Annotated in this window: 7 protein-coding genes and 1 CRISPR repeat array (1 of these 8 running past the window's edge); of the genes, 6 read left to right on the forward strand and 1 reads right to left on the reverse strand. The window is 68.5% G+C overall.

All coding sequences use genetic code 11. The features are described from left to right. The 6 genes from LBC97_08115 to LBC97_08140 all read left to right on the forward strand — a co-directional run bounded on the left by LBC97_08115 (position 1) and on the right by LBC97_08140 (position 6225). Entirely contained in the window at positions 1 to 975 is a 975-nt protein-coding gene (locus LBC97_08115) for a MoxR family ATPase (protein ID MDR2566010.1), read from the forward strand. Next, complete coding sequence (locus tag LBC97_08120) at positions 972 to 1874, forward strand: DUF58 domain-containing protein (GenBank protein ID MDR2566011.1); 903 nt, start codon at positions 972 to 974, stop codon at positions 1872 to 1874. Before LBC97_08115 ends, LBC97_08120 begins: the two co-directional genes overlap by 4 nt. Then, positions 1861 to 2334 carry a hypothetical protein gene (locus tag LBC97_08125; protein MDR2566012.1) on the forward strand — a complete coding sequence of 158 codons (474 nt, stop codon included), beginning with the start codon at positions 1861 to 1863 and terminating at the stop codon, positions 2332 to 2334. The genes LBC97_08120 and LBC97_08125 overlap by 14 nt, the downstream gene beginning before the upstream one ends. Then, the gene (locus LBC97_08130) at positions 2331 to 4334 is read left to right on the forward strand and encodes a VWA domain-containing protein (GenBank protein MDR2566013.1); all 2004 of its coding nucleotides are present in this window, start codon (positions 2331 to 2333) and stop codon (positions 4332 to 4334) included. Before LBC97_08125 ends, LBC97_08130 begins: the two co-directional genes overlap by 4 nt. Next, a complete protein-coding gene (locus LBC97_08135) occupies positions 4331 to 5275 on the forward strand; it encodes a hypothetical protein (GenBank protein ID MDR2566014.1) in 945 nt (314 codons plus the stop codon). The genes LBC97_08130 and LBC97_08135 overlap by 4 nt, the downstream gene beginning before the upstream one ends. A 314-nt stretch (positions 5276 to 5589) precedes the next feature. Beyond that, complete coding sequence (locus LBC97_08140) at positions 5590 to 6225, forward strand: cysteine hydrolase (GenBank protein MDR2566015.1); 636 nt, start codon at positions 5590 to 5592, stop codon at positions 6223 to 6225. 13 nt (positions 6226 to 6238) lie between these two features. Here LBC97_08140 and LBC97_08145 read toward each other — a convergent pair whose 3' ends face one another. After that, positions 6239 to 9139 carry an FAD-binding oxidoreductase gene (locus LBC97_08145; GenBank protein ID MDR2566016.1) on the reverse strand — a complete coding sequence of 967 codons (2901 nt, stop codon included), beginning with the start codon at positions 9137 to 9139 and terminating at the stop codon, positions 6239 to 6241. Positions 9140 to 9626: 487 nt separating this feature from the next. Next, a CRISPR array of direct repeats spans positions 9627 to 13277; the repeat unit is 36 nt; unit sequence GCCTCAATGAAGGGCGCCGCTGAAGAGCGGCGCAAT; it runs 173 nt beyond the window's last position.

Consider the following 13277-nt stretch of genomic DNA (forward strand, 5'->3'; position numbering starts at 1 on the left):
ATGGCCGAACCGATCCAGCGGGCAGAGCTAGAACAAACAGTCGCTTTGGTTGAGCGGCTGTCGCAGTCGTACCGCACCCGCGTGGTGGGGCAGACCGGGCTTTGGTGGTCTCTGCTGGCGGGGTTGCTGGCGAACGGGCACGTGCTGTTGGAGTCGGTGCCGGGGCTGGCCAAGACCACGGCGGCGCGGACGTTGGCCACGCTTTGCGGGGGCACGTTCTCCCGCATTCAGTGCACGCCGGATTTGCTGCCTTCGGACATTGTGGGCACCCAGGTGTTCGACTCGGCCCGGTCCACTTTCTACACGGAGATCGGCCCGATCAACGCCAACTTCGTGCTGGTCGACGAGGTCAACCGGGCCAACACCAAGACGCAGTCCGCCATGCTGGAGGCCATGCAGGAACGTCAGGTCACGCTGGCGGGCCAGATCCACCGGTTGCCGGAACCCTTCATAGTCTTCGCGACGCAGAACCCGATCGAACAGGAGGGCACGTACGAGTTGCCGGAGGCGCAACTCGACCGGTTCCTCCTCAAAGAGGTCATCACGTATCCATCGCCGGACGAGGAGCTCAAGATCATGGATCAGGCGGACCAGGACGCGGCCGCGTTGACCGCCGTGGTCAGCCCCGAACACATTATGGCCATGCAGGCGTTGGCGCGGCGGGTCCACATCGCCCGTTCCGTCAAGGACTACATTGTGCGCCTGGTCGCGGCGACCCGGAACGCCAGAGCGGTGGGCGACTTGGGACGGTACATCGAATACGGCGCCTCGCCCAGGGCGTCGCTGGCTTTCCAGTCCGCTGGACGCGCGATCGCCCTGCTGTCCGGCCGCGACCACGTTGTGCCGGAGGACGTGAAGTATCTCCGCCACCAAGTCCTGCGCCACCGGTTGATCCTGACCTATGAGGCGGTGGCGGACTCGGTGCGGCCGGAGTCGGTCATCGACGCGATTTTCGCGGCCACGCCCACGCCATGACCGGCCGGCCTGGCCGCCCCGGCCGCCTCGCGGCCGTCCAGGCGCTGCTCGAGTTGCATTCGCACCGCCGCGCGCGGCTGGTGCTGGACGGCGACTACACGTCGGTGTTCCGGGGCCGGGGAACCGATTTCGAGGATCTGCGCGAATACGTGCCCGGCGACCCGGTCTCCGACATCGACTGGAAGGCGACGGCCCGCGCCGGCAAGCCGCTGGTGCGCCGCTATCTGCCGGAGCACAAGAACCACCTGCTGCTGCTCGTTTCGACGGGGCGGTCCATGACCGCGGTCGCGCCCGACGGCACCTCGAAGCTTCAGTTGGCGCTGGACGTGGCGGGGGTGTTCGCGCATTTGGCGATCCGGCACCGCGACGTGGTGGGGGCGGTCTTCGGGGACGCCGGGGGCCTGGCCGCGATCGCCCCGCGCGGATCGCGGGCGCACGCCGAGTACTTGCTGCAGCGCCTGTCAGATGAGACGGTGGACCCGGACGGGCCGGAATCCGACCTGCCGGCCGTGCTGGACCTGGCCGTGCGGTCCCGTCTTCCGCACGGCATAGCGGTTCTGATCACAGACGATGCCGATTTGGGGCCAAACGGGGCACGGTCCCTGACCATGCTGCACGCCCGCCACCAGATCATGGTGGTGAGGATCGCGGACATGAATCTGGCGGACGCGGGCGCGCTCGACCCGTTCGACGTGGAGACCGGGCTGCGGGTCCCGGACGAGGTGCGCTGGCACCCCCGGTTGCGGTACGAGGCGGCCACCGTCACGTCGGTGCGGGCGCAGACCATTGAGCGGGCATTGGCCACGCGGGGGATCGCCCACGGGCGCGTGACCGGGCAGGATGATTTGGTGGAAACGCTCATCGGGGTGCTGGAGAGGCATCGGCATGCCGGGCGGTGACGTGGTCGAGCCGCTGCCGCCGGAGGCGTTTTCCGCCTGGTGGCCGGCCCTCGCCATTGTGCTGCTGGTCGTGGCGGCCGTGCTCGCGGCCTGGCCGTGGCTGCGGCGGCTGCTCGGACGGCATCGGCGGAAGGCTGGCGAGGCCGCTGCCCGCAGTCTTGACCCCGTGACGGGGCCGACCGGGGCGGAGGCGGCGCTGGCGGAGATCGACCGGCTGGAGCGGGCCTGGCGGGCGGGCGAGCTGACCGACCGGGCCGCCGCGGAGGCGTTGGCGGCGCTGGTGCGGGACTTCACCGGCCGCGACGCGGCCGTGTTGACGCTCCTGGACCTGCGGGTGAAGGGCGACTTGCCGAAGCTGACCGCCCTGATCGAGGCCGCCTATCCGGTGGAGTTCGGGGTCAAGGGGCAGGGCGACGTGGGCGAATTGGCCGAGCGGGCGCGGCGGGCGGTGCGCGCATGAGCTTCGCCTACCCGTGGCTGCTGGCGATCCTGCCCCTGGCGGTGGCGGGGGTGTTGGCGGCGGTCTGGCGTTGGCGCTGGCGGCGGCGCGACCGGGAGCGTGCGGGCACCCGCCTGGCCAACACGACCAGCTTCGCGAGCCTGCCGGGTTACGCGCAGGTGGCGCGGCAGCATTATGTGGGGACCGCGCTCGGGCTGGCGGCCGGACTGGTGGCCGCGCTCGGCGCCGTGGTGCTGGCGGCGCGCCCCGTGTCCGTGGAGGTCGTGGAGCAGGAGAAGCGCTCCCGCGACGTGGTGCTGTGCCTGGACGTGTCCGGCTCCATGTTCCCCGTGGACGCGGAGGTGATAGGCCAGTTTCGGGAGATCATCGAGGGTTTCGACGGGGAGCGGGTGGCCATGTCGTGGTTCAACTCGTCGTCTGTGACGCTGTTTCCCCTGACGGACGACTACGTGTACATCGAGGACGTGCTGCGGCCGCTGGAGAAGCAGTTCCGGGCGGTCGCCGAGGCGATGAGCTGGTTGGATTGGCTCACCGTGCCGCTGGACCAGGTGCCGGACCTGGCGGGAACGGAGTTGGGGGAGGGGTCCTCGCTGCCGGGAGACGGCCTGGTGTCCTGTCTATCGCTTTTCGACGATTCGGACCAGGAGCGGTCGCGGTCGGTCATCCTCGCGACGGACAACGTGGTTGAGGGCCAGCCGATCTTCCCGCTGGCGGAGGCGGCCGGGCTGGCCTCCGGCGCTGACGTACATGTGTTCGCTTTATGTCCATCCTTGTACGGCGTACCGATGGGTGATCCGGACACGGACGCGTACGTCGCCGCGGCGGAGGAACTGGAGACGCAGGTCGAGGCGGCGGGGGGCAGCTACTACGAGGTCGGCGACCGGCAGTCGGTCAACCGGATTCTGGACTCGATCCTGGCCCAGGCCGCCGCGCCCGTGGACGGGCCGCCCCGGCGGCTGGTCACCGATCGGCCGGCGTGGGGGATAGCCTTGCTGGCCACGGGACTGGCCGGGGTGGCCGTCTGGGGCGGGTGGCGGCGGAGACCCGCTTGGCCGGCTTGGGTCCGGCGGGGCGGGGCGGCGGCCCTGACCGTGATGATCGCGTGGAACCCGGCGTTTGGCGCGGAAAGGGTTTCGATCCAGGCCGCCGATGCCGATGTGCTGATTCTGGTGGACACGTCGCCTTCCATAGCGGCGGAGGACTGGGACGGGTCGGAGCCCAGGCTGGACGGGGTCCGCGCCGACCTGAAGGCTTTGGCGGAGGAGTACGCGGGCGCGCACGTCGGGATAATCGTGTTCGACTCCTCGGCCCGGCTCCTGATGCCGTTGTCCACGGATCCGGGGGCCGTGGCGGCCGCCGCGGACACTTTGACGCCTGTGCCGGCCTGGGTGGCCAGCGGGTCGTCCATCAGCGCGGGCCTGGACCTGTTGGAGGACACGTTGGCGCGCCTGGCCGACGAGCATCCCGAGCGCGCGCGCCTGGTCTACTACCTGGGCGACGGCGAGCAGACGACGGAGGCGGTCGTGGACTCGTTCGCCGGGGTCGCGCCTTTGGTGGACGGGGGAGCGGTGTTCGGATACGGCACGGCCGAGGGCGGTCCCATGCTGGAGGACCGCCAGACGATTGTGGGTCAGTCGACCGGGCCGGGCGAGTACATCCGAGGCCCCGACGGTGAACGGGGGATCTCGCGCATCGACGAGGAGGCGCTCCGAACGATCGCGTCCGAACTGGGTGTCGAGTACGTGCACCGGGCCGCCGACCAGCCGGTGGAGGAGGCGTTTTGGAGGGGCGACCTGCCCCAGCGTTCAATCCCCGATTCGGCCACGACGGGGCGGCGCCTCGGCTTCGTGTTCGCGTGGGCTGTGCTCGGGCTGCTGGTGTGGGAGCTGGCCTTGGCGTGGCGCCGGGCCGCCCAGGCGAAGTCGGCCAGCCAGATGGCCGCCGGACCGCGCCTTGCGGTTGGCGGCGGGGTCCCGAGGATCCCAGAGGTGGCGCGATGAGCGGCGGCGCGATGGGCGGCGGCGTTGGCGGGTCGGCGGGGCGAGGCGATGGCGTGGCGGCGGGGCGGGCTCGGGGCGGCCGCGCGGCCGGGCGGGCCGGCGGCGCGACGGGGGACCGGGCGGCGGTCGCGCGGTTCCTGCGGTTCACGGCCGCCGCGATCGCGGTGCTGTTGGCGGCCTGGTTGGGGTTCATCTGGTGGGCGGGGCAGTCCGGCGCGCGCGCCTACAGCTCGGGGGACCACGCCAAGGCCGAGGACCGGTATTCGCTGGCCGGTTCGTTCATGATGGCGGAGCGGTGGAAGGCCTGGTTCGGCGACGGCACGGCCGTGCTCGCGGGCGGGAACGCCGCGCGGGCGGAGGACCTGCTCAAAGAGGCTCTGGCGGGGGTGCCCGCCGCCAAGGAGTGCGTGGTGCGGATCAACCTGTCGCTGGCGCAGGAGCGCCAGGGCGACCAGGCCGCGGCAGCGGACCCCCTGACCGCCCAGGAGCTCTACACCGAGGCCCTGGAGACGCTGCGCGCGGGCGGATGCCCGGCCGAGGACCAGACCGCCGCCGAGGCGGAGCAGCGCCTGGAGCTGAAGCGCAAAGACCCGGGCGAGGAGCCGGAAGACGACCCTTCGGATGGAGGCGACGAGGAGGACGACCAGTCCGGTGAGGGCGACGAGTCGGATGACGGGGAGGATGGGGAAGGCGGCGAAACCGGCGGCACCGGCGGGCAGAGCGGTCAGGGGAGCGCCAGCGCCGAGACCGGCCAGACGAGCGACCCGACCGGCTCTGGGGACGGGGGCGACCCGACCGGCGGCCAGGAGTCCGAGGACGACGACCTGAACGACCGCCTTGAGGAACTGCGGGAACGGAACCGCCAAGGCCAGATGGACCGCCAGGACGGCCAGGTTGAACCGGATTGGTCCGGCCGCTATTGGGACCGGCCCATCTGGTGATCGCGCCTCCGGCGCGGCGGGCGGCGATTGGGGGAGGGCGCTTCGTCATCCGGGGCCGACGGGCCGGCGGGCGGCCCGGACGGCGAGGGCGGAGACGCCTCTCTCAACCTCGATCGGACATAATGTCGATTATCGGCGCTTCGGGGGTGGGGCGCGGGGCGGGCTGGGAGTCTTGGCACGGCATCGGCGGAGTCACGGCCGGGCCTCTCAACTGTGACGACGGCGGGCCGCGGGCTTGCCACGGCGGCGGGCGTCCACCCATACTGAGTTTCAAGCGCGACATTCTGGTCGCGGCCGACGAAAGGACAAGCCCCATGAAACCCGCAACCACAGCGCTGGTTTTGATCGAGTTCCAGAACGACTTCACCTCGCCCGGCGGAACCTTGCATGACGCGGTGGCGGGCGTCATGGAGCGGACGAACATGCTCGTCAACGCCGCCAAGACGGCGGCCGCGGTCCGCCAGGCTGGCGCCACCGTGATCCACTCGCCGATCCAATACGCTCCCGGCTACGGCGAGCTGACCCCGAAGCCCTACGGGATCCTGGCCGGCGTGGTGGACACCGGCTCGTTCGTCAAGGGCACCTGGGGCGCCCAGATTGTCGACGAGTTGACCCCGGTGGCCGGCGACATCGTCCTGGAGGGCAAGCGCGGGCTGGACGCCTTCGGGTCGACCAACATCGACTTTATTTTGAGGTCGAAGGGCATTGAGACGGTCGCGTTGGCCGGATTCCTGACGAACTGCTGTGTCGAGTCGACCATGCGTTCGGCCTACGAACGCGGTTTCGAAGTCATCACTCTGACGGACGCGGTCGCCGCGACCAGCGTCGAGGAGCATGAGAACGCGATCAAGTTCGACTATCCGATGTTCTCCAAGCCGATGACCCACGCCGAGTTCATCGCCGCCGTGCAGGTGGGCGCGTCGGTGGCCGACTCGTCGCGCGGGTACTGAGAGGGGCACGGCCTCAAGCCCTCCGGGCGAGCGGCGCCAGCACCTCCAGGATGTGGCGGTAGGTGCGGCCGGTGGCGCGGCTGATGCCGAGTTCGCAGGTGCGGTTTGCGCTGACGTAGGCGTCGAAGCGGCCGCCTGGTCCAGGGCTGGCGGGGGTCGCCTGGCGGGCCCTTTCGGCCTCCGCCGCCCAGACCGCTTGCGCCTCGGGGCGGGTCGCGGCGGCGGTCAACTCCGGGTGGAGCATGCCCCGGTCGCCGGCGAAGGCGCAGCAACCCCAGGTCAGCGGCACGAACACGGTTTGGGCGGCCTGCCCGGCCAAGGCGATCAAGTCCTCCTTGGCCCCGAGTTGCACGGTTGAACAGGTCGGATGCACGGCCACCGCGCCGAGTTTGCCGTCCACCGTCAGGCGCGGCATGATCGAGCCGCGCGCGAAGGTCACGGCGTCCACAACCCGCAGATCTGCGGCCTGTGCCGCCCGCCTCTCGTCAAGATGGTCCCGCAGGCCGGTCAGGCCGTGCGTGCAGGAGGCCGCGTCGCTCACGACGGGCAGTTCTCCCCCGGCGGTCGCCTCCCAAAGGGCGTCGAAGGTGAGCCGGGCCATGGTGGCCGAGCCCTTGGTCAAACCCTTGGATTCCCAAACCGTGCCGCAGCAGAGAGCTCTGATCGCGGACGGAACGGTCAACCTGAGGCCCGCCTCGCGGCACAGGCGGTCCAGCGCCTCGCCCACGCCTGGGCCGTCCGGCGCCGGGGCGAAAAGCGAGTTGATGCAGGTGGCGAAGTATACGGCGGCGACCGGGGCGCGGGGGTCGCCCAGCACTCCCCCGGCGGCGCGGCGCGGTCCGGGACCCGGCAGGTCGGGCCCGGCCTGCGGAACCCAATCCTCGGGCAGCACGGATCTGGCTGCCTTGGTGACTGCGGGAAGGACGGGCGCGGGAAGCAATTGGGCGGCGCCGAGCGCTGTTCGCAGCGTGGCGACCGCGCCGCCCCAATGGTTCGCGGCCCACTCCCCCGCCGCCTGCACCGCGGCGGGATGCCTGGCCGCCCGTTGGGCCTTCATGAGCTTCCCGGTGTCGATCCCGACCGGGCAGGCGATCACGCAGAGGGAGTCCGCGGCGCAGGTGTCGACGGCGCTGTAGGCGAAGTCCTTCTCTGCCGCGCGCCTGGCGGACGGGCCCAGGCGGGCAATGGTCCGCATCGCTGCGATGCGTCCCCTGGGCGTGAGGGTGAGGTTCCTGGCTGGGCACGTCGGCTCGCAGTAGCCGCATTCGACGCAACGGTCGAAGGCTTGGTCCACTTGGGGAATGGCCTTGATGTGCTCCATGTGTTCGCGCGGGTTCGCGGTGATTAGGACCCCCGGGGACAGCATGTCGGTTGGGTCAAACAAACGTTTGACTTCCCTCATGATTTGATATAGCTCCTTGCCGAACTGCCTTTCGACGAAGGGCGCCATGATGCGGCCGGTGCCGTGTTCGGCCTTAAGCGTTCCGCGGTTGCCCAGCACCAAGTCCACCAGGCCGTCCGTGAACCGGTCCAGGTTCCTGAGCTGGTCGGACCGGTCCAAGTCGAGGGTCATGAGGAAGTGGAGGTTGCCGTCCTTGGCGTGGCCGAAGGTCACCGAGTCGGGGAATCCGTGCTGGTCAAAGAGCTGTCTGAGCCCCGCGCAGGTCTCGGATAGAGCCGGCACCGGAACCGCGATGTCCTCGATCAGGGCGGTGGTGCCCGGAGGGCGGGCGCCGGCCACCGCTGTGTAGAGGCCGTTGCGCGAGGACCAGAGGCGGTCGCGCTCGGCCGGGTCGCGGGTGAACGCGGCGGGGGCATCCAGCCTCAGGTCTGGCAGAACGGCTGTAAGGGCCTTTACCCTTTCGTTCAGCGTTTCCTCGTCTTCGGCGCGGACTTCGACGATCAGGGCGGTCTGGGTCGGCTTGGTCGCCTGCGGCACGGGGTCCGGGCCTTTCGCGGCGGCCCTGGCCGCCCTGATGGACGCCGGATCCATGAGTTCCAGGGTCTTGGCTCCCGCCGCGCGGAGGGTTTCGATGGAGTCGGTCGCGTCTTCAAGGCGCGCGAACACCATCAGGGCGGTCGCCGCGTACGGCTCCACGGGGATGGTGCGGAGCGTGACCGAGGAGATGAACCCCAGCGTGCCCTCGGAGCCGACCATCAGGTGTTCCAGGATCTCGATCGGCTCCGCGAAGTCCGCGAACGAGTTCAGGCCGTAGCCCATGGTGTTCTTCATCGAGTACTGGGCCGCGATGCGGCGGAGCGAGTCCTGGTTGGAGCGCACGCGGTCGCGCAGTTTGGCCAACCCCGCGCAGAGTGCGGGCTCCAGTTCGGCGAGTTTCGCGGCGGCGTCCGGCGAGGTTGTGTCTATGGTGGTCCCGGACGGAAGCGTGACGGTGAGCCCTTGGATTGTGCTGTAGGTGTTGAACTCGGTGCCGCAGGCCATGCCGGAGGAATTGTTGGCCACCACTCCCCCGATGGTCGCCGCGACGCCGCTGGCCGGGTCGGGGCCCAGCTGCCGTCCGTGGCGGGCCAACGCGGCGTTGACCGCCCTGACCGTGAGGCCGGGGCCGCAACGCACCTGGTCTTTGTGCTGATCAATGTGAAGGTCGGTGAACCCGCGCCTGACGTCCACCATCACCCCGGCGCCGCCGGCCTGGCCGGAGAGCGACGTCCCGGCGGAGCGGAACGTCAAAGCAACCCGCTCGGCGCAGGCCAGGCGCATCGCCGCCGCCACGTCCTCAACGGAATCCGCCGTCACGACTCCGCGCGGCACCAGCAGGTAATGCGACGCGTCGTGGGCGGCCGTGGCAACGTCTAGGGGTTGGCTCCGCAACCGCGCCCCGAACCGCTCCTGCCAGGCCGCGCCCAGGGGCTCGGCGCCACGTGACGCCACGTTGCGAGGTGCTGATGACACGGATGCCACGATACAGGCAGGCGCTGCCCAGGGCAGCGGGCCCTTGGCTACTTCACGTGGGACCCGAAGCAGGACCCTCGGCGGAATGGGCCAGGCACAACCCGATGGCGGTTGGGGCAATCGGTCCCGGACTCCGTGACCGGCGGTGCTCGTGAGCCGAGTCTGAGCCTGCCGTAGGCAATCAAGTGCCGAAAAGCGGCCTGGTTTCAGCCCAGGGCAAAGAAGGGCGCCGCACTCACGGCGACGCATCGGAAAGGCGGCTGAGGACGAGTTTGAATTCCTCCTGGCCTCAATGAAGGGCACCGCTCAAGAGCAGCGCAATCAGACGGCACCGCCGAGTTTGGCGGCTACACGATCAGGCCTCAATGAAGGGTGCCGCTGATGAGCGGCCCAATAAGGCGAGCTGGCCCCCGTCCACGGCGCGCACGCGGAGCCTCAAGGAAGGGCGCAATGTGAAGTCCGCCCGAATGACTCCGAAGCGTTCATGGCCTCAATGAAGGGAGCCGCTGATGAGCGGCGCAATCCCGCCGGCGGACGCTGCCCAGGCCGGCGCTGGAATGCCTCAATGAAGGGCGCCGCTGAAGAGCGGCGCAATTTGGCCTTGCTGGAGAAAGTCGGTTTGCCAGACCATGCCTCAATGAAGGGCGCCGCTGAAGAGCGGCGCAATCCTTCTCACCATGACGGCTCCGGCGTCGTGAACTCACCTCAATGAAGGGCGCCGCTGAAGAGCGGCGCAATGCCACAAACCGAAATTCGTTCGTTTGTTCGAACAGCCTCTTTGAGGGGTGCCGCTGAAGAGCGGCGCAATACCGTCAATCCCCCCGACACGCCGTTGGTCCACCGCGCCTCAATGAAGGGCGCCGCTGCAGAGCGGCGCAATCAGGTCAACCCGACGGTTCAGAGGCCGCTCTACGTGCCTCAATGAAGGGCGCCGCTGAAGAGCGGCGCAATTTCGCGCCGTCAAAGAAGGGATCGGCAATGGTCGCGCCTCAATGAAGGGCGCCGCTGCAGAGCGGCGCAATGACGCGTTCGCCGGATCCGCCCGAAGGTTGCTCGGGCCTCAATGAAGGGCGCCGCTGAAGAGCGGCGCAATTTCCCTTCAGTCTGCCACAAGGATCTCTTCTCATGCAGCCTCAATGAAGGGCGCCGCTGAAGAGCGGCGCAATTTGGTGTCCCGAATGTCACGGAACCGATCTGCATGCGCCTCAATGAAGGGCACCGCTGAAGAGCGGCGCAATCTGGGCGTTCCGGAGGGTCAACGACGAGTCAAGCAGCCTCAATGAAGGGCGCCGCTGAAGAGCGGCGCAATCCGTCCACGGGCACCGTCAGGGAGCCGTCGGACTCGTTGCCTCAATGAAGGGCGCCGCTGAAGAGCGGCGCAATCGGGCGCTGGACGGCGGATCGGATAAAGGAGATGCGCCTCAATGAAGGGCGCCGCTGAAGAGCGGCGCAATCTCTTCCTCCCACACCACGTTGGCGAGCGCCTGCTCTTCGCCTCAATGAAGGGCGCCGCTGAAGAGCGGCGCAATAGCACCTGCGCCAGGCCCACGGCATGACCGTCGAAGAGCCTCAATGAAGGGCGCCGCTGAAGAGCGGCGCAATGGGGCTGCTGGAATTGTCTGGTGGTGGACTAGCGGCCTCAATGAAGGGCGCCGCTGAAGAGCGGCGCAATTGCCGCTTCCCCCGGCGATGGCGGAAATCCTGCGGAGGCCTCAACGAAGGGAGCCGCTGAAGAGCGGCGCAATACGAATCCGGACGCGTTGGACGATTGGGAGTGTTAGCCTCAATGAAGGGCGCCGCTGAAGAGCGGCGCAATCAATTTGAAGGCGATGTGTCAGGGCTGCCACCTGTTGCCTCAATGAAGGGCGCCGCTGAAGAGCGGCGCAATCCGGGTGAAGTGGTCGCCCAACCCATGCGGGTCCTGGCCTCAATGAAGGGCGCCGCTGAAGAGCGGCGCAATGGCGTGGCGGGGAGGCAACACCCTCACGGCCCTCAGGCCTCAATGAAGGGCGCCGCTGAAGAGCGGCGCAATAATGCTCGATGAGTTGTTCCCCGATGAACTGCGTGCCTCAATGAAGGGCGCCGCTGAAGAGCGGCGCAATCGCTCCGACATCGACGGAGCCCTGGACGTCCGCGAGCCTCAATGAAGGGCGCCGCTGAAGAGCGGCGCAATGCGTCAGCGTCTCGCGGAGTCCGGGCGGAAGCCTGACGCCTCAATGAAGGGCGCCGCTGAAGAGCGGCGCAATCCGAGACGCGAACCGCAGAACCCGCTCCGTCAGAATGCCTCAATGAAGGGCGCCGCTGAAGAGCGGCGCAATACCTCTTCCTGCGCCAGCCGCAGGTCGGCGTTCGCGCCTCAATGAAGGGCGCCGCTGAAGAGCGGCGCAATGCCCGCAACGCCCGGTAGAACGCCTCCGTCGTGGTGCCTCAATGAAGGGCGCCGCTGAAGAGCGGCGCAATGCGGGTTTGGGGTTGACGCAGCCCCAGGCACGGGTGCCTCAATGAAGGGCGCCGCTGAAGAGCGGCGCAATTTGGAAGCTTTGGCATGGGTTCGTGCTAAGGAGATTGGCCTCAATGAAGGGCGCCGCTGAAGAGCGGCGCAATTTCCGGATGAAGGACGGGGCGTCGAAGGTGCGCCTGCCTCAATGAAGGGCGCCGCTGAAGAGCGGCGCAATTTGGGGGGCGCGGCTGGGGGCCGTTTCATGCGGTCGGGCCTCAATGAAGGGCGCCGCTGAAGAGCGGCGCAATAGGTCGCCGCGTCGGCGGTCGCGGCGGCGGTCGAGCCTCAATGAAGGGCGCCGCTGAAGAGCGGCGCAATCTCAGCACCGTTGACCACAGAACACTGAACTGCGAGCCTCAATGAAGGGCGCCGCTGAAGAGCGGCGCAATCCGGCCGACACGTACCGTGCGGCCGGGCTCCAAGCCTCAATGAAGGGCGCCGCTGAAGAGCGGCGCAATTCGAGAAGAACTCGCCTATCGCCCCCCAGTTCTGGAGCCTCAATGAAGGGCGCCGCTGAAGAGCGGCGCAATGGCGACGTTCGGGAGTTACGCGGGCGCGGGGCTCACGCCTCAATGAAGGGCGCCGCTGAAGAGCGGCGCAATAACCTGCGGAGGCGCATTGAAACTGCCCTTTCCAGGCCTCAATGAAGGGCGCCGCTGAAGAGCGGCGCAATGTCCCAGCTCAGAGACGTGCTGGGACCGGTTTCCCGCCTCAATGAAGGGCGCCGCTGAAGAGCGGCGCAATGAGGCCGGAATCACCGAGGTTCGTGCGCAGACCCGCCTCAATGAAGGGCGCCGCTGAAGAGCGGCGCCATCCACTCAAGTTTGACCGGCGCCGAGATGAGGCCCGGCCTCAATGAAGGGCGCCGCTGAAGAGCGGCGCAATCCGTGGCGGTCCGGGCTTGCTGGAGCCGCTCCAGGTGCCTCAATGAAGGGCGCCGCTGAAGAGCGGCGCAATACGATCACCGCCAGGCGGTTCGGAAAACACTGGACGCCTCAATGAAGGGCGCCGCTGAAGAGCGGCGCAATAACTCGATCCCCTCTCGCGACGACTACGGGGTCCTGCCTCAATGAAGGGCGCCGCTGAAGAGCGGCGCAATCTTGCCCTCGACCAGGGCCTCCGCCAGTTCGTTGTCGCCTCAATGAAGGGCGCCGCTGAAGAGCGGCGCAATCCCGACTGACGGGGCACGACGATAACAATTTCTCTGCCTCAATGAAGGGCGCCGCTGAAGAGCGGCGCAATATCGCCACCCGCGCCCCACAGGCGGGAGATTTGGGGCCTCAATGAAGGGCGCCGCTGAAGAGCGGCGCAATTCGAGCGGGTGAGGCCCGGCGGCGTGACGGGGGGAGCCTCAATGAAGGGCGCCGCTGAAGAGCGGCGCAATGGCGCTGGGTTCATCCATGGTGACGACTGTATCATCGCCTCAATGAAGGGCGCCGCTGAAGAGCGGCGCAATCCGCGACCAGCGCTTTTAACCGGACCGAAGCCCGAGCCTCAATGAAGGGCGCCGCTGAAGAGCGGCGCAATACGGCACCTTTGATCCCCTCACCCTAGTGAGTTGCCTCAATGAAGGGCGCCGCTGAAGAGCGGCGCAATCAATCCCCACCATCAGAACATTTATTCCTTGCCCTTGCCTCA

It is taken from the genome of Bifidobacteriaceae bacterium, from assembly GCA_031281585.1.
Lineage (GTDB): Bacteria > Actinomycetota > Actinomycetes > Actinomycetales > WQXJ01 > JAIRTF01.